Here is a 17,890-nt window from a genome sequence, read left to right as displayed (position 1 = left end):
CATGAAGCGTGGTTTATTCTTGACTCTCTTTTTTCTTCTGATATTGGGGATAGCTGGACACTGGGCATGGAATTCTTTCGGATCTAAACCGAATAGCATGCAAGTCACTAATAATATTGAACTCATAGAAATTGACCACGATGTTCTCATAGGACTTGGAAACGGGTTTTTTGTGAAGGTGGACAACTCGACCTTCATGATGAGTCTTAAGGTTTTGGTTAAGGGAGAGCAAGTTGAGCATAGGGTGTACCGGTTGAAGAATGGAAAGTCTGAGCTGGTTGGAAAGCTCGATGTGCCCTTCGTGGTGGATGTACCTGCTTTGTGGATAGACAACGAAGTGTTGCTCTTTGGAGGCATGAATCCCGGTAACATCACCCTAGTCCCGGTCGTTTACGCGTATAACCCTGAGAACGGGAGCATGAGGGAATTCGCGGAGATGCCCTTTAGAGACTACGATCAGCTCTCCCTCCTCTGGGACGGCTCAAAGGCTTATCTCTTCGTTAGATTTCTAAATGGAAACCTCTCCGCTTATTCATTTGACCCCTATGCAAAGAAGTTCCAATGTCTCGATCTCGGTTTTCCAGAGGGTTTCGTCTTTCCGGGAACTTCAAAGTATGCGGCAGTGTGGTACAAAGGTAAAGGATACTTCGTACACGGCGATAGGATAGCGGTCTTTGATCCTTCCTCGAAAAACCTTGTCTGGGCACAAGTTAGACTCCCCGACAAATACTGGGCCAGGACGGCGGTAGCGACTGACAGGGGAATATACATCTTTGGCGGCTTTGACGACAACGTTAATTTCAGCCGTAACATCTACCTCTTCGTTCCCGAGAATAATACCCTAACAAGAGTTGGAACCCTTCCGTACCCTCTTGGACAGGCCCCGGGAGGATGGGACGGTCGGAGGATATACATAGTCGGTGGGAGAGGTCCGGGTCCCAACAAATACATTGTAATTTTCACGCCTAAGGGTTAGCGTTGAGCCTTAGGTTTTGTCTCTGAGTTTTTGAAACAAGGCTATCATATTGACTTCCCGCTTTTTTCCAGCCCATAGAGATAGAGGGAAACAGGATACACGTTCTCACCAACTTCATCCTTCGAGATGCATATGGTCTGATTCCGTTTTAACCTCGCCGTACTTGACCTCAATCCCGAAGAACTTCCGCCCTTTTATCACAATGTCACACTCCTTGCTTGAACTATAGTAAAAACCAGCAAACGAGAGCTTCTCCTAGATTACTGGTTCCTCTAGGGACCATATAACGTGTGTGGTAACAGTTATTTTCCTTCTTCCCATCTATTCACGAATACGAACCCTCATCTCTGGTCTCAAAAGTTCTAAAGACTATTATTCCAAGCTCTCAAAGCCTCTTATATCATCCGCTCTGTTGAACTAACTCCATTTTATTATTTCGATGGCAAAGGTTGTAAGACCGATCCTCTGGAGGGTCTTGAAGGTCGTCTTTTCTCTTAAGAATTCATCAACCATCGAAGAGAGCTTCTGGAGGGCTTTTTCCTTCGTGTTCTCAGAGTAGTCGGCAAACTCCAAAGCTTGAAGACTTGAGAGGACTTCAAATTTGACATCTCTTTTTTATATTATATTTTTCTTTGAATCATCCTTTAGGACAGAATAGATCATCCTCAGCTCTTCCTCCTAATTCTTAATCTGCAGGTACTTTGGAGCGGGAAGGTTTCCTTTATCTTCTTCCCCTAATCTCGATAAACACTCGTTTCAGTTCTTCTATCTCGAGTGTTATATCAAAGGTAGGAGATTTCCCCAGGAGAAATAAGCCTTTCAAAATCCCCCAAATCCCATACAAGCCAGCCCTCGCTTTTCAGTGCATTTTTATTCCGGATTTCCTTAGCCACTAGACCGTAATGCTTTTCCCATCCTTCCAGTCCAACAAGCTCGCTTTTTCTCTCCAAATCCCATAAAATTCCACGCGCTTCCCTTCCACTTAGGCTTTTCCACTTAACCTCCACAAACAAAGCCCTCTTTTCTCGCTCGTTTAAAGCCACGAGGTCTATCTCCTCGTTCTTGTGCCACCAGCGACCAATCTTAGTGAACTTGAAGGGAAGATTGCCAGCTTTATTGAGCTTTACCAAAAACTGCCTCGCAACCTTCTCAAAAACAAGGCCGAGGTAGTGGTCGTAGGAGTCCCTTATCTCCTCAACGCTGAACGTCCCCTCCTCTATGCGCGAGAGGTTCGGGAAGATGAATCTAAACCAAAAAGCTAGGAAGTTATCGGCAATATAGTAGCGTCCTCTCTTTGATGTTCCCTTCTCCGTAACCGGCACCTCTCTCACTATTAGGTCGGCCTCGATCAGGTTCCTGAGGTAGGGGCTTATATCGGAATGCCTCAGGCCTGTGAAGTCCCTTATCTCCTTGGGGGTCGTCTTTCCGAGGGCTATGGCTTCAAGAATTCTCTTGTAGGTGCTCACCTCGCTGAACTCATACTTCAGGAGGAAGTCCACCTCATCCCTGAAGAAGCTCACCGGGCTGGAAAGCTCTTCCTCCAGCCACTCCCAGAAGGGGAGCTTAACCTGAGTTATGTAGAAGGGAATTCCATCGGTCATGCCGTAGATCTCGACGAGCTCCTCCCAACTGGCTGTGGGAAAGAACACCCTGAGGGAAAAGAAGCCCATTGGTTTGAGCTTCATTGAGCCGGTTCTCCTGCCATAGAGAGGACTCTTGTAGCTCAGAACTTTCTCAGTCATCATACTTACCGAGGAGCCGAGGAGAATCATCTTTGTGTTAGAATTAGACAGGTCGAGGTCTATAACCCTCTGAAAGAGTGAAAGGACACGAGGATTTTCCTTTATCAAGTTCGGGAACTCGTCGATAACGATGATCTTTCCCTTTAAAGCGTGAAGGGTTCCTTCCCAGTCTTCCCTGGAGTATCTAACTTCCGGAAACACCCTCTCAGCGGTTTCTCTAAAATGCCTCAGATTATTGCCTTCAACCGCCAGATAGTAGACGTGAGGAAGGTCTCTAACGGCTTCGAGGACAAGGCGAGTCTTTCCCACCCTCCTACGCCCATAAATCACAATCAACTCAAAGTTTTCTCTCGTTAAACGCTCTTTAAGGGCCTTAAGCTCCTCTTTTCTGTCAACGAATGGGTACATATGATAATCACCATTATCATAATAGCAATTATCATTTTAACAATTTCGGCAACGGCTTATGCTAAGGTAGCTTTTGGAGAGTGTTCTCAAGTATTAAAGTTCACGATTTCGCTCACTCTATGCCTTCCTAGACACTTCCTCAGGATAAGTTTGAGCAGGTTGATCCTGATGTCCCAGATGAAATTCTGGAAAAGGCCGTTGATAGGCTTATTTGGAGTAGTTACGATGAGGGAAGGTTCCAAGCAAGAAGTTGTCGGTGAAGTTCTTGTGGAGGCCTCCAAGCTGGCTCTAACCGAGATTGAGCATTTCCTTGAAAAGAGACCGTTGGCGAGAAAGCGCTATTTATAATTCTCCAAGCATTACCTTCAGCAAGATGGGAGCTCGAAGAAAGCGAAAAATGGAACTTCCATATCTTAACTTTCCAAAATCCTCCAAGTCCCAGGCTATAGTCTTTCTCACACCTTTCTACCCATAAATTACGATCAACTGAAGTTTTTCTTCCATTAAACGCTCTTTTTAAGCCTTAATAGTAGCCTTCTTATTTCTCCTTTTCTCATTGCCGCTGAGAATTTAAGGATTGTTAGGAGGACAATGCCTGCTATTGCAAGATACCTTAGTGGGTTTCCCCAAAGAGCAAACATCGATGAAAACATAGCAAGTATGCAACCACTGCCATAAATGGAACTGGAAGCATTTTAGTTATCGTGTCCGTTGTTTTTCACCTCCAACAAACTTAAAGTGTATTTTTATGTTCCCTTGCCTCCCAATTTAGGAAAAGTCACAAAAATTGCTAAGCCCAGTGCGACAATCACGATATTCTTAACAAATTCAGAGCCAGGAAACATACGCTCAACTAAGATACTAGCAAAGATAAAGGCTATCAACCTAAAGATACCAAATGAAGACTTTGTATTTGATCTCTCCAAAAACTTACATAACTCATCCCTATTCTTGAATCTTTTTATAATAATGAACTTCAAAGACATCACCCCTGTTTTTGGAAATCCATATAAATCAAGCTCCAGCATACTCACAGATAAGTCCAGCGCCTTTATCACAGCCATAGACCTGTATTAACCCTAACTCACTAATGGATCTTCTAAGTTTCTCGATCCCTTTCTTAACTCTCCACTAATTACTTCGTCTTCAACGCTTAGATCTCCGCTCGCAACCCTATCAAGTATCTCAGCGATTTTGTCTATTCTTTTCTCAACTCTTGCTTTATGCTCTTCCAAATCTTTCGAGACTCCCTAACACCGCTGGAACTATCAAGGGTATAGCAGGGGTTACAATGGATGTTTTCACTCTCACACCCCTTTATTGAGCTCATCTACTTATTTATAGCTGAGAGGTTTAAAGTTTTCAGTGCTCAACATGACGGGATAATTACAAACTTATGGTATAGCCAGAAGACTATTCCTTCTAGACTTAGAGAATGCTACAGAATACATAGACAAATCTGCTGGCCAAACAGAGTGACACACCCAGTAGCAAAGAAAATTCAGAAAAATGATTTATTGAAGGACAACAGGTTTTCAAAAGGAAAATGCAAGGTTTTTAAGAGATTCCTGAAAGTTATCCTCACTTGGTGCCCTCTTTATCTTCATCATGTAGTATTTTTAAATATTCCAAAAGCTCTTTTATACTTGGAAATACAAGATCAGGCCTTATACCGCTTTTCTCGATATCAGAAAGAGAGTGAACTCCAGTTAAAACCATAATCGCCTTCATCCCGAATTTTTTTGCAAAGAGAATGTCAGTATCAAGCCTGTCTCCAACCATCCAGATTTCTCCTTCACCAAGCTTTTCTTTAAGGACTTCATACATAGGCTCGTTAGGTTTTCCTATTATTAGAGGTTTTTTATCTGTTGCAGCTTCTAGAGCCGCTATTATAGAACCAGCTCCAGGGTAAATTCCCTCCTCCCCAGGGTATGTTTTATCAGGATTAGTCCCGATGAACTCTGCTCCATTTCTTATTGCAAGTGCTCCATACTTCAGTTTTTCATATGTTAATTCTGGATCCAATCCAACAACCACATATTTTACTTCCTTCCAAAAGCCTTTTCTAGCCTCTTCAATACTAACGATTCCCCAGTTTAGTTTTTCCATTTCTTCTACAAGTCCCCTCCCACCTATGATAAATATCTTCCCAGGTTCAAAGTGTTTTTTCATATAAATCCTCGTTGCAAGTCCCGAAGTTATTATTGAGTCAGCGGGGACATCTATTCCCATCTTCAGGAGCTTTTCCCTATACATTTCAGGAGTCTTCGTTGAGTTGTTCGTCAAAAATGCAAATTTTATCCCTTTCTCTTTTAGGAACTCGATGACTTCCTTTGCACCATCTATTGGGGTGTTCCCTCTGTACAATACCCCATCCATGTCAAACACTATTTTCATTTTCATCCCTAAGCGGTGTTAGACTATTCTTAAATAAACTTTACACCATAGTTCTCGACTATTATTCCAGGTTTTTCACTAACGATTCCAAGCTCAAAGCTATCATAATATTTGTTTAATATTTGAAGTGCCTCTTCCTTCTCCTCCTGGGAAACTACAACGACAAACCCAACACCCATGTTGAATACCCTAAACATCTCCTCTAAAGGAACGCCGTTATCATAGATTAGCTTAAATATCCCCGTTATAGGAGGCATATTTAACTTAAATCCATAGTTTGTAATCCTCTTGAGGTTTAGAAGGCCTCCTCCAGTTATATGTGCCAATCCATGAACTTCCACACTATTTAAAAGCTTCAGAATTGGCTTTACGTAAATTCTAGTTGGCTCCAGCAACCATTCCCACAACTTTTTGCCTTTATATTCATAATCAAGTCCATATTTGGGAATTAGAAGCTTTCTTGCCAGGGTTAGGCCGTTAGAGTGAATTCCGGAACTTGAAATTCCTATAACAGCGTCACCAGGTCTTATTTTCTCCCCTGTTACCACCTTATTCTTTTCTACAATTCCTATTGCAGTCCCGGCAAGATCATATCCGTTCACAAGGTCAGGCATCACTGCTGTCTCTCCTCCGACTATGGTAATTCCCGCCTCCTCGGCTCCTTTATATAGCCCCTTGGCAACTTCCTCAAAAATTCTCTCGTTAGGTTCTTTAACTGCAAAGTAATCTACAAGTGCCACGGGTTCGGCACCTACACATAGCAAATCGTTTACGTTCATCGCTATCATATCTATCCCTATAGTGTCAAACTTTCCCACGGCCTCGGCAACTATAACCTTAGTTCCTACACCATCGGTTGTCATCGCGAGATAGAAGTCTCCAAAATCAAGGAGGGCTGAATAGTGGCCCAGATCTTCTGCTGGCTCACCAAGTTTTCCTTTTCTGAACTTGAACGTCTCCCTTGCTAGGTTTATTATCCCTCTCAAGGCCTTAGCTGTCTTTTCCTCATCAACTCCCGCCTGTGCATAGGTTAGCATTGATATCACCTGGGAGAAGTAGCTTTAGGGACTTAAAAAGGTTTGCCATATTTATGGCTAAAAATCAGTCCAAAAATAATAAAATTGACAGTATAATGTTAATCTAGCGGGTAATGCATAGAGATAGTGAAGTTGGGCCAGGAGAAATAAGATAAAAAGTGGAATAACAACCTTCTTTTGGCTTATCACATAATTACTCTAGATCCTTCTCCTAATAACCAGGAAGATTGCAAGTAAGATTATTAATCCTGGTCCACATATGCTTCCTGTGGTTGTAGTTGGGAATGTAGTTGTGTCTCTTCTTGTGGTTATATTTTTCACTGGTGGCGAGGTTGTCGTGGTCTTGGAAGTTAATGTTTCAGTTGATGTATTCGTTATATTTTTCATTGTTATGTTTTCCTTAGGAGGTGTTTCAATTAGACCTGGAGTAGAAGTATTAGTTGAAACTTGTTGGTTGCATAAGGTCACATTAATGATCCTGATATTCTCTGGAAGTTGAAAACTAACTCTATCATGAGGAGGATTTTCTATGTAAAGTAACGTGACGTTCTTCGTTTCTTCACCTTTTTTGAGAATGAAGTAGATCGGAAATCTCGAAGAGTTCAACACCAAAATCTCGGAAGGAGGAGGCATATAGATCAACTCTTCATAATAAGAGCTTATGTTTGAATAAGCAACTAGAAGGTCTGCCCAAACGGGAATGCTGGTTTTATTAGTTTTGAAGGTTTCTGGTATCTCAATGCTCCAACCATTAATCGTCCTCTTCATATTTTCGGTAGTAAGGGATGAGGAGGTTTGATTGCTCAATCGGACACAGAAATTCTTTGTGTCAAGGAGGTAAATGTATTTGTAGTTTCGATCTTTATTAAGCTCAGGGAAATACGCGAATACACTTACATCAACATACCAGGAATTGTTCAAGTAAGCTGCCCAATGAGGCCAAACATCTATATGAACTATGGTATTTCTGGGAAAGTAATGGGGTAGGGATGAGAAGATGAGAATTCTAGCTGCAGGGATTAAGTTAAGGAGGTAAATGTGAGGGGGATCATAGTAAAAGAGGTATGAATCTACGGAGTAAACTCCTGGCCAACAATCTACCATGCCACAGTCAACAAAATAATGGGCTATCTCAGTTTGGATCAATGCATGCGTGCCGTTGGAAAATATTGTGTAATGTATTTTATCAAATAATGCATAAGCGTAGTAGGGTTGGGCTAAGAAGAGTAAAATAAAGAGCAAGATAGTAGCCCTCTTGGACATTCTCCATCACCCCTTTTCACTTGATAGAGTAATCACCAAAAAGAACACTTTGACCTCACCCTATCTATAACTTTAAGATCTGGGCCGAAAGACTGGCAGGAGGACCATTAAGGCAACTTTTGTTATGTCTTCAGTGGTATAACCCTTGATTCTCGTTAAATATAGAAAAATCGCTATTGCCATAATCAGGTTAACTGCATAGAGTATCAGAAATGATTTTTTCTCATCATTCATTGACCTTCACCTCACGATATCGTTTTCAAAACTCATGTTGTCATTTTGAATCTTTTTTGTGGCTTCTATTAGGGAGATTGTAAGGAGGCTTATTAGACCTGCAACTATGACGCTAATTGGATCGTCAAACTTTATCGTAAGCTGGGAAACAGCAACTGAAGCAACTATAAACCCCACCCCAAACAGCAACCACTTAATCTTAGACTCCCTGTAAACCCTAAACGCCCCATACAAGGAAAATCCTGCGACACCAAAGAACACTAGCATGACACCAACATGCTTCAAATCAACCACCGAAACCGAAAAAACACCATAAATTAGTGACAACAATGCCACAACGCCACCGATCCACAACAAACGTCCCTCCATACTACACACCCCCATGTTAAAAAGAGAAAAGCAGACCTAAGATTCGGCATTTTCATTCCTCTCGGCCAGAATTTTGGGAGGAGAGTGTAACCTATGAGGAGTCCTAAGATGAGCCCTACAGCCGCTATGGAATTTTTCCATGAGCACTTGGTGGTGGCCAAGAAGGCTCCAAGAGTGAGGCCTGCCACAGTACCAAAAACAGCATCTTCCGTTAACCTCGTAGCTATCATCAACAGAAAAAAAAAAGAACAAGAAACCAAGCAAGTGCCCTTAAAACATTCATTCCAGACTCACCTCCTTAATGTCCAATCGCAGTACCCACAGCTAACCCTACCGTCAAACCTACAAGACTTCTAAATATAGTTCCTAACTCTTCTTCCTACTTTTGCATCCATTTTTACCGCTGTCCATGCTCCTACTTTTTCTCCTGCCCACTTACTTGCATAATCAATAGCATTTCCTCCTAACCATCCGGCAGTAGTTCCTACAGCACCTCCAACAATCGCAGCCTCTTCTGAGTTCGTATATCTCTTAGTTAGGTAGTAAGTCAGATTGCTATTTCTCCACATTTTAATCACCTTAAGCTTTTAGCTATTTTTAAGGTTATTGTACTCTCAATTAAAGCAGCGATGAGAATCAATACTACTGAAATTGCTACTAACTTGAAAAATTCCTTTGCATCCTCCTCCGTAATAATCTCTCCCTTCTTGCCCAAAGCAAACCTCAACAGTTCATAAGGAATCTTAAAACCAGCAGCACCAGCAATAATCATTCCGGGGATTTCAAAAACACCGTGCGGAAGGATTAAGAGGAGGAAGGTTTTTAGCTCTCCTGAGGTTAAGTAAGCATGAAAAATTACCCCCAAATTCATGCCGTTTAAGATTAAGTTCAAAAGAGTTAATCCTCCAAAAGTTAGTGCACCACCAAAAGAGAGTAGCAAGATACTCTTGATATTTTTGATTAGTATGCGGATGAAGATGTTCTCCATATTATTTTCTGGGGGATTCAAGTGTGGCTTTTGGGTTACATTAACATTTATGATGTGGCTTTGAGACAATAAAAATGTTCCAAGCACAAATCCTATGAGAAACAGTAAAAATGAAATAGAGACTAAATTACGTTTTATATCTGCCCCCTCCTTTACTTTAAGACTATATGCAATCCTCCTAAGATTGAGAGAACGGCTACTGATGCTCCCCCAAATTTTGCTATCGTTTTTATGTCTGGCTCTGGTGGTGAGGCCATGAGGTATAGGTAAAGGAAGAGCGGCGGTACTGTGGCCAATGCATAGAACATCAACTCTTTGATTTCTGTTATTCCCAAGACGTCAAGTAAAGCGAGAGTATTGTATATCCAAATCGCGACTATGAAAGTCCAAAACACGTCCTTCTTGGTTATTCCCATGCTAATTCCCTCCTTTCCCCGTAAAATTTAAATAATGAGGTAGCTAAAGCCAAAATGCTACCCCTGCGGGTGTGCTCACAAAGTCCAGCCCTGCAAATGTCAAGGGGAGCATACCTATTGTATAATGCAAACGACTTAGCATCATCAACAAAAGCATATCCAGCGCTAGAAGCCCAAAGGCTTACATCACTTACTGCAACAGCCCCTCCTACCACCATTCCTATGGTCATTAACACCAATCCTATAACTAAGGCCTTCCTCCACATTTCAATCACCTTAAGCTTTCGGCGATTTTAAGCGTTATTGTACTCTCAATCAAAGCAGCAATGAATATTAAAACTATTGAAATACTCACGAGCTTAAAGAATTCTTTAGCGTCCTCTTCCGTGATTATCTCTTCCTTTTTACTCAAGGCAAACCTTAAAACTTCGTAGGGAATTTTAAAACCAGCAGCACCGGCTATAATCATTCCAGGAATCTCAAAAACACCGTGAGGAAATATTAAGAGGAAAAAGGCTTTGAGATCTCCTAAGAGCAGAGAATCATAAAATAGTATCCCCAGATTTATGCCATTAAGAATTAAGTTCAGGAATGTTAAGCCGCCAAAGGTCAAAACACCACCAAAAGAAAGCAATAAGACTACTCTAAGATTGTTAACGAAGATATAAGAAAAACTTAATTTTTCTTCATTGAACTCTTTTTCCAAAAGTGGCATAACGTTTATTTCTCCGTGTTTGTTAATTGTCTCATTGGTTATATAATCAAATGAGAGAAAAATCCCTACCAAAGATCCTACAAACAATAACAAAGATGAGACAAAAATTAGTCTGTTAGTATTTCTTTTCAACTCTGAACCCCCTTAGCCCCTTGCAGGAGGAACTCAAGTACGTAGCCGAGCTCTGCATATATTAGCATAAAGACTAGCGTTGCTCCAAGGAAGTCTGTTGTCGAGTTAATGGGAAGAATATCCCTAAACAATATAACTACGCTTATGGCTGTTCCTAGAGCCATTATAAGCCCAACAACGAACAGCCCGATAAACTTCTTTAGAAATGATTTCTCCATATTGACCCCACCTCAATTATCTATCTTTAAGCCCACACTGCGATGCCAACATACGGTATTGCTCTTGCTATAGTTTTTAGTCCCCACCGTATAGCTGCTCTTCTAGCCACTTCGGCGCTTATTATCGTTGCTGCACCTGCTTTAGCTCCTCCAATGGCCTGTCGCCAATCCCCTGTTTTGTGCCATTTATAGATACCATATGCTATATCCAACTTGGCTTCCTCAACTACTCCTCCTACTATCACTCCTATGGTCATTAACACCAATCCTATAACTAAGGCCTTCCTCTACATTTAGGATACCCCCAAGTTCTTTACATTTCTTCATAGTTATGTAATTACAAATACTACTTAAAGTTTTCTTCATAATTATTGTCACCATGTTTTTTTCCTTATAATTTTGTTTGAACAAGCGACAATATATAAAAAGTAATTATTTTAAACAAACTAATTGTTATTCAAGAACTGGTGATGGACGTGAAAGCAATCAATATAGCGAGGAAGGATTTCGAAGTTACCATTAGAACAAGGAAATTTCAAATAATAATAGCTCTCTTCACAATAATCTCTCTGGGAATGATTTACAGCTCAAAAAGACTTGGTATAAGTGCAAACTTATATAAAACGCCCTTCCAAATGCTCTTCCTCTCAAGCTTCTCCAATGCGTTCAACTACTCAATAGCCTTATTAGGACTCCTCCTTGGGGCAACTGCAATAAACGAAGAAATTGAAAAAGGAACTCTAAAGTTGATGGCCTCAAAACCCGTGCACAGGGATGAGATACTCCTCGGCAAGCTCCTGGGGAGTTTGTTAACCCTTAGCGTAGCCCTAGTGTTGTTCTATATCTTAACAGTGGCTTTTGCACTAGTCTTAGGAGTTCCAATAACCGGAGATGACCTTATGACGTTTTAGCAACTTTTCCCTTCAGCACGCTCTATGGATTAGTTTTCTTGAGCTTGGGGCTGTTAATTTCAATACTCATTAAAAAATCTAAAAATGCTCTAATCATGTCAATTTTCCTATTTGTCTTCTTTAGCTTTTTGCTTTCAATAATCGCTGGAATAGTGGCATTTGCAGTGGCTGGCTTACCCCCAATCCCCAATATTCCCGAAAACGTTACAAATCTCACTGAGGAGCAGCTTCAAGAGATCCTCCTTAAAGACCCTGAGTATCAAGCGTGGCTGATTGACCTAGCAACCACAGCAGAGAAAATTCTTTACATTTCCCCAAACTACCACTATCAGGAAATCATAAGGATAATTTTTGGAGGAAAGCCTCAAATCAGTGAAATCTTTTCGGCTCTTGCTTATGAAGAGAGAATTACTGAGGACAGACCCCTTAGTGAAAGCTTGAGCTTAGTTTGGCAAGATATTTTGATATTAGCGTTAATCTCCCTACTATTTATCTTAGTTGCATATGTACGATTCAGCAAAATGAATGTCCTCTGAAAACTTACATGAGACTAGAGTTAATTCTGATCATGAGTTGAGGAAGTTAAAAATCCTTTCAAGCGGAACAAGATAAAAGTCCTGGCTGTAATCGTGTGTTATCCCATCCCCCCAGAAAAATAAGCGGTCTTATAACAGCTAGAAGATGAATCATGAGACGGTGAGGACTTACTATCGCAGGTTAAAGACTATAATCAGGAGCTTTCGCCTGGGTTGAGGCTAATGTGGAGTCTGTTTGTTGTTGATAGGGATCCTTGGTATCCATGGGCTTTTCAGCTGTTGAGATTGAAGTTTAGGCAGAAGATTTTGCTTCTGCTCAAAGATGGTTGGAAAGCTTCTTTACACCCTATAATTTTCTGAAGGTAATACCCAACTTATCTTGACACTTGCTGTTAAACATAATTGTTTAATTTTAACAATAGTTAGTGGGTGTTTGCCACTTTTTTGTCAAAAAATTCTTAAATAGACTAAATTTTTAACATTTTAACGTCAATGCCCGAGGTGGTTAATATGATAAAGCTTCGTGATGAGCTCGGAACTGCAACAACTGATTCAGCTCAGAAGATTCTCTTGCTGGGAAGTGGTGAGCTTGGAAAGGAAATAGCAATAGAAGCCCAACGCCTTGGTGTTGAGGTCGTTGCTGTCGATAGGTATGCGAACGCTCCCGCAATGCAGGTGGCTCATAGATCTTACGTTGGCAACATGATGGACAAGGACTTCCTCTGGAGCGTTGTTGAGAGGGAAAAGCCCGATGCAATAATCCCAGAGATCGAGGCAATAAATCTCGATGCACTCTTTGAATTCGAGAAAGATGGATACTTCGTAGTACCAAACGCCAAGGCAACCTGGATAGCTATGCACAGGGAAAGGTTAAGGGAAACCCTAGTCAAGGAAGCGAAAGTCCCCACTTCCCGCTACATGTATGCCACGACACTTGATGAGTTATATGAGGCGTGTGAAAAGATAGGTTATCCATGTCACACGAAGGCAATAATGAGCTCCTCTGGAAAGGGTTCATACTTCGTTAGAGGTCCCGAGGACATTCCCAAGGCCTGGGAAGAGGCCAAGACTAAAGCGAGGGGAAGTGCAGAGAAGATCATCGTTGAGGAGCACATAGACTTTGACATTGAAATTACAGAGTTGGCCGTGAGACACTTCGATGAGAATGGAGAGATAGTAACTACATTTCCAAAGCCCGTAGGCCATTATCAGATTGATGGTGATTACCACGCAAGCTGGCAACCAGCTGAAATCAGTGAAAAGGCTGAGAGGGAAGTTTACAGGATAGCAAAGAGAATAACTGAGGTCCTTGGAGGGCTTGGACTATTTGGAGTTGAAATGTTTGTCAAGGGAGACAAAGTTTGGGCCAATGAAGTCTCTCCAAGGCCTCACGATACTGGGATGGTAACCTTGGCCTCTCATCCCCCTGGGTTCTCGGAATTTGGTCTTCACTTAAGGGCAGTTCTCGGCCTTCCAATCCCAGGAGAATGGGTTGATGGTTATAGACTGTTCCCAATGCTAACTCCAGCAGCAACTCACGTGATTAAGGCCAAGGTCTCTGGGTATTCACCTAGATTCAGAGGGTTAGCGAAAGCCTTAAGCGTTCCAAATGCCACTGTTAGGCTATTTGGAAAGCCTGAAGCTTATCCAGGGAGGAGGTTAGGAGTTGTTTTGGCCTGGGATAAAGATGTTCAGGTTGCAAAGAAGAAAGCAGAAATGGTTGCCCACATGATAGAGCTAAGAACTAGAAGCTCCGACTGGCATTCCCAAGACTACGAAAAAAGGAAACACCTCTTGTAAACTCCCGTTATTTTTTTTCCATTTTTGTAATTTTGTGTTATATGTGGGTTACTACATACATCAATCCTTTTAGTTATAATTTTAGAGCACATCAAAGCTTATTTCGGGAAGTTCTTTGTATTTCCTGAACCTAACTTTCCTTATTTTTATTTCTCCTATTTCACCCGTTGTCTTTGTATGTTCCTTATTGCATGCATTGACATTCCAGTCTTCAATGACTACAACTTTAAGAGTTTTGACATGCTCTGGGACTGGAAAGAGATCATACATATCTTCTCCAAAAATTTTTTTCTGCTTCTTCCCTTGGAAGGTTATGTATTTGTATGGGGACATTTTCTTTAATTTTTTTCATTTGCAAGCCTCTCTATCTCCCTAATTTCCTCCTGGGTTGGTTTTCTATTAAACTTAACAGTTAACCTTCCGTGGTTTCCATTGACATAAACACCTGCTGTCCATTTAGCGTCTTTTCCCAAAACTTTTACAACAGCACCTTTCAGAACATGCAAAGCTGTGTGAGTTCTGACTTCTATCATAGTTTTGCATGCTGAACGAGACTTTATATAATTTCTCAAATTTAATAAGTTGTCAAATTTTCTAATAAAAATCAAAGAAACGAAAAATTAACTCAGTCCTCTCCTAGATATTCTCTCCAACCAACCTCTTCTAGCTTTTTGGCCTTTTCCTCAACTGTTTTTCTCATCTCTTCTTTATATCTTTCAAGTTTTTCGGCAATTTCTGGATACTTTATCGAAAGAATTCTAAGGGCAAGTAAAGCAGCATTCTTAGCATTGTTTATAGCGACTGTGGCAACAGGAACGCCCGCTGGCATTTGCACTATAGAGAGCAGTGAGTCCAACCCATTTAAGGCCTTACTTTTAACTGGAACTCCTATCACAGGTAGAGTTGTTATTGATGCCGTCATTCCAGGAAGGTGAGCTGCACCTCCAGCACCTGCAATAATAACTTCAATTCCCCTCTCCCTAGCAGTTTTTGCATACTCGTACATCCTCTCAGGAGTTCTGTGAGCTGAGACTATTGTTATTTCATAATCAACTCCAAACTCCTCTAGAACTTTAGCGGCCTCCTTCATTACGGGCAAATCAGAATCGCTTCCCATTATAATTCCAACCTTAGGCATCTCCAACCACCCTTATTATTTTCTTAACTTTATGTGCAATCTCTAGAGCCTTTTCTAAATCCCTATTTACAACAGTTACATGACCCATTTTTCTTAGAGGCTTAACAACAGGCTTTCCATAAATATGGACATACACTCCAGGGAATTTTAAAACTTCCTTCATTCCAATGACTTTTGGCTTTCCCCTTCCTTCCCCAAGGAGGTTAAACATGACCGCTGGAATTAAAAGTTCGGGGCTTCCCAAGGGGAGGCCTGTTACGGCTCTTATGTGCTGTTCAAATTGGCTTGTTAGGCAGGCCTCTATTGTGTAATGACCAGAATTATGGGGCCTTGGAGCTATTTCGTTAAGATATACTTTTCCGTCTTTTGTCAGAAACATCTCTACCCCAAATATCCCCACTCCATCTAAAGCTTTTATCGCCTTTATTGCGATCTTTTTTGCTTCTTCGGCTATTTCCTCATCAATTCTTGCAGGTGCAATGAGCATGTCGAGAATATTTGCCTCGTTAAACGTCATCTCAACGACAGGATACGTTACAGTGTTTCCTTCCTGATCCCTAGCCACCATTACAGCGATCTCTTTCTCAATGTTCACGAACTCTTGGAGCATTGAATCCGCGGGAATTAATTTAGTTAAATCACTTTTCTCTCTTATCACTGCCACTCCCTTTCCATCATATCCTTCCCTTCTTGTCTTCTGAACTAAGGGGAAGCCAAACTCTAAAGCTTTGTCAAATAGCTCGTCTTTATCTGCCTTTATAAAGCGTGGGACAGGAATTCCAGCTTCCTTCATGACTTCCATTTGTAATAGCTTATCCTGAATTATTTCAAGGATCCTAGGGGATGGATGTATCTGCACACCTTCCTTCTCAAGCTCTTTTAGAGCCTGAACATTTATGTGCTCTATATCGTAGGTTAGAACATCTGATATCTCCGCTAACTTTCTTATTGCTTCCTCGTCTTTGAAGCTTCTTTGAATGTGATAGTCGGAAACTCCTTTAGCTGGAGGTTCTTCTTGAGGATCAAGGATAGCTACTTTAAAGCCCATCTTCTTGGCTTCTTGGGCCATCATCTTAGCTAGTTGACCTCCTCCAAGAATTCCCACTATCATCAAATTTACACATATATGGAGATTTTAAATAGTTTTGGGTATAAAAATTTACAGAAGTTTGTCAACAAATTCTCCGTCCAACTATTTTATCTCCTTTGAACTCATATTCAAATACTGGAATATCTTCCACGAGTTCAGGGGTCTTTAGAACCAAGAGCTCCCTTTTAATTCCCTCCTCTGTAAACCTACTCCTAGTTCTCAAGACATAATCTGCCCTTCTGTAAACAGAATTTAAAACTCCCTCATCTCGTTTTCCAACCCACAACCAAAAGTTTGTTCCCCTCGGATACTTTTTATATGCAGAGTGTTTGCTCCTAACTTCTGCAGATAATTCTAAATACCTCAAAGTTTCCTCTCTCGAACCAAAGATATCAATGTAAGAGGACATGGCAACTGCAAATCCAAAAATGTCTCTATCTTTGAACATCCCCTCTCTCGCCCACACCGATTTGTGAGCTTCTATAACCTTTGCATATTTCCCAGGTAGAGTCTCAGAGGAGAGCATCCCTTCTAAATACCAAACTCCTGGGAGATTTGTCTTTATTCCGTAAAAACTTCCAAAGGTGTCTATAATTGCCAAAATTCTTGAGTGGAGAAGTTCAATAGGGTTCAAGTTAAATCTCTCCAGAGCCCTAAACACCATCTGGAGAGGATAAGATATATTGAAGTACCCAACTAAGTTACCCTTTCTCAATTTCTCTGCCATTATGTAATACAAAAGATCTCGCCCTCTCGATGGTAAGTCTTCTTCATGTATTAGGATAAGGGAATGTTTCTTTATCTCTCCAACTTCTTTATCTAAAAACTCTATATCCCACGATACCATGGCTACCCCTCCTCAAAAAGTGGAAAAATTCCTTCCCCACCCTTTGAAAATATTCCGACTCTTCTATTTCCAAGAACCTTAGTCTCAATAACAATGTCTGAAGCTTGATATATTACATCTTCAATTACTGGACACTCAACGGGGACATAAGTTACTATGGTTTTTACTTTGATATCCTTGAGGACGTCATCTTTCATTGCTAAGACTAGCTTGTAAACAGTACTTGGATGTGAAAATAGTTTACATATCCCTGAAGTTAGATATGTGAAGATCCAATATTCTTTTTCTTTGTCTATTCTACCTATTATGCTGTTTGCTAGGTCTTTTAGCTTGCTGATAAAAATAACTTCATCAATTGCCCCAGAAAGAACGTATACCCCTTTAACGTTTCTCTCGATTCTGTGGACACTCCCAAAGAAATCATTAAGTTCTTGCCAAGGTAATCTTCAATGTTTACGCCTAACCAAGCTAGATTTGACTTTAGTACTGTATAGGGCTCGTATAGGATTAAGAAAACCATATTGCTATTCTCTAATAAATATTTGAGGATTTTTAGTGCAAATTTATCCCCATTGCTCTCTAAATCTCTCTGAACAATTGATAAAGTTCCATTTTTAGGTATAGCTTCCACAATGTCTTGAACCTTTTTCATTATAACATCCCACTTATCATA

The 17,890-nt window shown here is 40.9% G+C and carries 26 protein-coding genes and 2 pseudogenes; 5 read left to right on the top strand and 23 right to left on the bottom strand.

All coding sequences use genetic code 11. The annotated features are described in order from the left end of the window. The first annotated feature begins 1 nt into the window (after position 1). A complete protein-coding gene (locus tag PWP39_RS01545) occupies positions 2-976 on the top strand; it encodes a Kelch repeat-containing protein (RefSeq protein ID WP_011011552.1) in 975 nt (324 codons plus the stop codon). Positions 977-1,393: 417 nt separating this feature from the next. Here the strand turns inward: PWP39_RS01545 and PWP39_RS01540 are convergent, their stop codons facing one another. Beyond that, a complete protein-coding gene (locus PWP39_RS01540; RefSeq protein WP_158295410.1) occupies positions 1,394-1,549 on the bottom strand; it encodes a hypothetical protein in 156 nt (51 codons plus the stop codon). A gap of 209 nt (positions 1,550-1,758) precedes the next feature. Beyond that, positions 1,759-3,126, bottom strand: a complete 1,368-nt coding sequence (locus tag PWP39_RS01535) for an ATP-binding protein (protein WP_011011551.1) — start codon at positions 3,124-3,126, stop codon at positions 1,759-1,761. Here PWP39_RS01535 and PWP39_RS01530 point away from each other — a divergent pair, their 5' ends adjacent. Next, a complete protein-coding gene (locus tag PWP39_RS01530; protein ID WP_011011550.1) occupies positions 3,127-3,474 on the top strand; it encodes a hypothetical protein in 348 nt (115 codons plus the stop codon). A 155-nt stretch (positions 3,475-3,629) separates the two neighbouring features. Here PWP39_RS01530 and PWP39_RS01525 read toward each other — a convergent pair whose 3' ends face one another. From PWP39_RS01525 to PWP39_RS01455, 15 genes are all read right to left on the bottom strand, one after another. Then, the gene (locus PWP39_RS01525; RefSeq protein WP_158295409.1) at positions 3,630-3,767 is read right to left on the bottom strand and encodes a hypothetical protein; all 138 of its coding nucleotides are present in this window, start codon (positions 3,765-3,767) and stop codon (positions 3,630-3,632) included. A gap of 105 nt (positions 3,768-3,872) precedes the next feature. Beyond that, on the bottom strand, positions 3,873-4,190 hold the full coding sequence (locus PWP39_RS01520; protein ID WP_014835144.1) for a hypothetical protein: 318 nt from the start codon (positions 4,188-4,190) through the stop codon (positions 3,873-3,875). 15 nt (positions 4,191-4,205) lie between these two features. Further along, positions 4,206-4,361 (bottom strand): hypothetical protein, encoded by a 156-nt coding sequence (locus PWP39_RS01515; protein WP_011011548.1) that lies wholly within the window; start codon positions 4,359-4,361, stop codon positions 4,206-4,208. Positions 4,362-4,707: 346 nt separating this feature from the next. Next, entirely contained in the window at positions 4,708-5,529 is an 822-nt protein-coding gene (locus tag PWP39_RS01510) for a 2-phosphoglycolate phosphatase (RefSeq protein WP_288072108.1), read from the bottom strand. Positions 5,530-5,552: 23 nt separating this feature from the next. After that, positions 5,553-6,560, bottom strand: a complete 1,008-nt coding sequence (gene purM / locus PWP39_RS01505; protein ID WP_288072151.1) for a phosphoribosylformylglycinamidine cyclo-ligase — start codon at positions 6,558-6,560, stop codon at positions 5,553-5,555. A 198-nt stretch (positions 6,561-6,758) separates the two neighbouring features. After that, positions 6,759-7,823: a hypothetical protein gene (locus tag PWP39_RS01500; RefSeq protein ID WP_288072104.1), complete on the bottom strand. Its 1,065-nt coding sequence runs from the start codon at positions 7,821-7,823 to the stop codon at positions 6,759-6,761. Positions 7,824-7,895: 72 nt separating this feature from the next. Next, the gene (locus PWP39_RS01495) at positions 7,896-8,057 is read right to left on the bottom strand and encodes a hypothetical protein (RefSeq protein WP_288072101.1); all 162 of its coding nucleotides are present in this window, start codon (positions 8,055-8,057) and stop codon (positions 7,896-7,898) included. Positions 8,058-8,063: 6 nt separating this feature from the next. Continuing rightward, on the bottom strand, positions 8,064-8,426 hold the full coding sequence (locus PWP39_RS01490) for a hypothetical protein (RefSeq protein ID WP_288072098.1): 363 nt from the start codon (positions 8,424-8,426) through the stop codon (positions 8,064-8,066). 353 nt (positions 8,427-8,779) lie between these two features. Further along, the gene (locus PWP39_RS01485; protein ID WP_288072097.1) at positions 8,780-8,995 is read right to left on the bottom strand and encodes a hypothetical protein; all 216 of its coding nucleotides are present in this window, start codon (positions 8,993-8,995) and stop codon (positions 8,780-8,782) included. Between the two features lie 5 nt (positions 8,996-9,000). Then, a complete protein-coding gene (locus tag PWP39_RS01480; protein ID WP_288072150.1) occupies positions 9,001-9,519 on the bottom strand; it encodes a stage II sporulation protein M in 519 nt (172 codons plus the stop codon). Between the two features lie 47 nt (positions 9,520-9,566). After that, positions 9,567-9,830 (bottom strand): hypothetical protein, encoded by a 264-nt coding sequence (locus PWP39_RS01475; RefSeq protein WP_288072094.1) that lies wholly within the window; start codon positions 9,828-9,830, stop codon positions 9,567-9,569. Then, positions 9,821-10,096: a hypothetical protein gene (locus PWP39_RS01470; RefSeq protein WP_288072093.1), complete on the bottom strand. Its 276-nt coding sequence runs from the start codon at positions 10,094-10,096 to the stop codon at positions 9,821-9,823. The genes PWP39_RS01475 and PWP39_RS01470 overlap by 10 nt, the downstream gene beginning before the upstream one ends. A 5-nt stretch (positions 10,097-10,101) precedes the next feature. Then, complete coding sequence (locus tag PWP39_RS01465) at positions 10,102-10,677, bottom strand: stage II sporulation protein M (RefSeq protein ID WP_288072090.1); 576 nt, start codon at positions 10,675-10,677, stop codon at positions 10,102-10,104. Then, positions 10,674-10,895: a hypothetical protein gene (locus tag PWP39_RS01460; protein WP_288072088.1), complete on the bottom strand. Its 222-nt coding sequence runs from the start codon at positions 10,893-10,895 to the stop codon at positions 10,674-10,676. Before PWP39_RS01460 ends, PWP39_RS01465 begins: the two co-directional genes overlap by 4 nt. Before the next feature lie 26 nt (positions 10,896-10,921). Next, positions 10,922-11,152, bottom strand: coding sequence for a hypothetical protein (locus tag PWP39_RS01455; RefSeq protein WP_288072086.1), 231 nt, complete (start codon positions 11,150-11,152; stop codon positions 10,922-10,924). A 219-nt stretch (positions 11,153-11,371) separates the two neighbouring features. Here PWP39_RS01455 and PWP39_RS01450 point away from each other — a divergent pair, with 219 nt between their 5' ends. From PWP39_RS01450 to purT, 3 genes are all read left to right on the top strand, one after another. Beyond that, complete coding sequence (locus PWP39_RS01450) at positions 11,372-11,806, top strand: ABC transporter permease (protein WP_288072084.1); 435 nt, start codon at positions 11,372-11,374, stop codon at positions 11,804-11,806. Positions 11,807-11,844: 38 nt separating this feature from the next. Then, positions 11,845-12,342, top strand: a complete 498-nt coding sequence (locus tag PWP39_RS01445; RefSeq protein ID WP_353851427.1) for an ABC transporter permease subunit — start codon at positions 11,845-11,847, stop codon at positions 12,340-12,342. A gap of 510 nt (positions 12,343-12,852) precedes the next feature. Continuing rightward, positions 12,853-14,142 carry a phosphoribosylglycinamide formyltransferase 2 gene (gene purT, locus PWP39_RS01440; RefSeq protein WP_288072081.1) on the top strand — a complete coding sequence of 430 codons (1,290 nt, stop codon included), beginning with the start codon at positions 12,853-12,855 and terminating at the stop codon, positions 14,140-14,142. An 81-nt stretch (positions 14,143-14,223) separates the two neighbouring features. Here the strand turns inward: purT and PWP39_RS01435 are convergent. The 6 genes and pseudogenes from PWP39_RS01435 to PWP39_RS01410 form a co-directional block, all read right to left on the bottom strand. Next, positions 14,224-14,675: pseudogene (locus PWP39_RS01435) on the bottom strand (alanyl-tRNA editing protein). A 92-nt stretch (positions 14,676-14,767) separates the two neighbouring features. After that, positions 14,768-15,280, bottom strand: a complete 513-nt coding sequence (purE, locus tag PWP39_RS01430) for a 5-(carboxyamino)imidazole ribonucleotide mutase (protein ID WP_288072079.1) — start codon at positions 15,278-15,280, stop codon at positions 14,768-14,770. Further along, positions 15,273-16,391, bottom strand: coding sequence for a 5-(carboxyamino)imidazole ribonucleotide synthase (locus PWP39_RS01425; protein WP_288072077.1), 1,119 nt, complete (start codon positions 16,389-16,391; stop codon positions 15,273-15,275). The genes purE and PWP39_RS01425 overlap by 8 nt, the downstream gene beginning before the upstream one ends. 61 nt (positions 16,392-16,452) lie before the next feature. Beyond that, positions 16,453-17,217 (bottom strand): hypothetical protein, encoded by a 765-nt coding sequence (locus PWP39_RS01420; RefSeq protein ID WP_288072075.1) that lies wholly within the window; start codon positions 17,215-17,217, stop codon positions 16,453-16,455. Between the two features lie 2 nt (positions 17,218-17,219). After that, the gene (locus PWP39_RS01415; RefSeq protein WP_237718483.1) at positions 17,220-17,414 is read right to left on the bottom strand and encodes a hypothetical protein; all 195 of its coding nucleotides are present in this window, start codon (positions 17,412-17,414) and stop codon (positions 17,220-17,222) included. A gap of 128 nt (positions 17,415-17,542) precedes the next feature. Further along, a pseudogene (locus PWP39_RS01410) lies at positions 17,543-17,890 on the bottom strand (hypothetical protein); the annotation flags it as partial.

The sequence above is a fragment of the Pyrococcus sp. genome (assembly GCF_030153625.1).
In the GTDB taxonomy this organism is placed as follows: domain Archaea; phylum Methanobacteriota_B; class Thermococci; order Thermococcales; family Thermococcaceae; genus Pyrococcus; species Pyrococcus furiosus.
The sequence above is the reverse complement of the archived record's forward strand: the minus strand, read 5'-3'. Positions and strand labels throughout refer to the sequence as shown.

Excerpts from the sequence above, each read along its gene's own strand:
- PWP39_RS01545 (WP_011011552.1), top strand. The coding sequence starts at position 2 with ATGAAGCGTGGTTTATTCTTGACTCTCTTTTTTCTTCTGATATTGGGG.
- PWP39_RS01535 (WP_011011551.1), bottom strand. The coding sequence starts at position 3,126 with ATGTACCCATTCGTTGACAGAAAAGAGGAGCTTAAGGCCCTTAAAGAG.
- PWP39_RS01530 (WP_011011550.1), top strand. The coding sequence starts at position 3,127 with ATGATAATCACCATTATCATAATAGCAATTATCATTTTAACAATTTCG.
- PWP39_RS01525 (WP_158295409.1), bottom strand. The coding sequence starts at position 3,767 with ATGTTTGCTCTTTGGGGAAACCCACTAAGGTATCTTGCAATAGCAGGC.
- PWP39_RS01520 (WP_014835144.1), bottom strand. The coding sequence starts at position 4,190 with ATGGCTGTGATAAAGGCGCTGGACTTATCTGTGAGTATGCTGGAGCTT.
- PWP39_RS01510 (WP_288072108.1), bottom strand. The coding sequence starts at position 5,529 with ATGAAAATGAAAATAGTGTTTGACATGGATGGGGTATTGTACAGAGGG.
- purM (WP_288072151.1), bottom strand. The coding sequence starts at position 6,560 with ATGCTAACCTATGCACAGGCGGGAGTTGATGAGGAAAAGACAGCTAAG.
- PWP39_RS01500 (WP_288072104.1), bottom strand. The coding sequence starts at position 7,823 with ATGTCCAAGAGGGCTACTATCTTGCTCTTTATTTTACTCTTCTTAGCC.
- PWP39_RS01495 (WP_288072101.1), bottom strand. The coding sequence starts at position 8,057 with ATGAATGATGAGAAAAAATCATTTCTGATACTCTATGCAGTTAACCTG.
- PWP39_RS01490 (WP_288072098.1), bottom strand. The coding sequence starts at position 8,426 with ATGGAGGGACGTTTGTTGTGGATCGGTGGCGTTGTGGCATTGTTGTCA.
- PWP39_RS01485 (WP_288072097.1), bottom strand. The coding sequence starts at position 8,995 with ATGTGGAGAAATAGCAATCTGACTTACTACCTAACTAAGAGATATACG.
- PWP39_RS01475 (WP_288072094.1), bottom strand. The coding sequence starts at position 9,830 with ATGGGAATAACCAAGAAGGACGTGTTTTGGACTTTCATAGTCGCGATT.
- PWP39_RS01470 (WP_288072093.1), bottom strand. The coding sequence starts at position 10,096 with ATGTGGAGGAAGGCCTTAGTTATAGGATTGGTGTTAATGACCATAGGA.
- PWP39_RS01460 (WP_288072088.1), bottom strand. The coding sequence starts at position 10,895 with ATGGAGAAATCATTTCTAAAGAAGTTTATCGGGCTGTTCGTTGTTGGG.
- PWP39_RS01455 (WP_288072086.1), bottom strand. The coding sequence starts at position 11,152 with ATGACCATAGGAGTGATAGTAGGAGGAGTAGTTGAGGAAGCCAAGTTG.
- purT (WP_288072081.1), top strand. The coding sequence starts at position 12,853 with ATGATAAAGCTTCGTGATGAGCTCGGAACTGCAACAACTGATTCAGCT.
- purE (WP_288072079.1), bottom strand. The coding sequence starts at position 15,280 with ATGCCTAAGGTTGGAATTATAATGGGAAGCGATTCTGATTTGCCCGTA.
- PWP39_RS01425 (WP_288072077.1), bottom strand. The coding sequence starts at position 16,391 with ATGATAGTGGGAATTCTTGGAGGAGGTCAACTAGCTAAGATGATGGCC.
- PWP39_RS01420 (WP_288072075.1), bottom strand. The coding sequence starts at position 17,217 with ATGGTATCGTGGGATATAGAGTTTTTAGATAAAGAAGTTGGAGAGATA.
- PWP39_RS01415 (WP_237718483.1), bottom strand. The coding sequence starts at position 17,414 with ATGAAAGATGACGTCCTCAAGGATATCAAAGTAAAAACCATAGTAACT.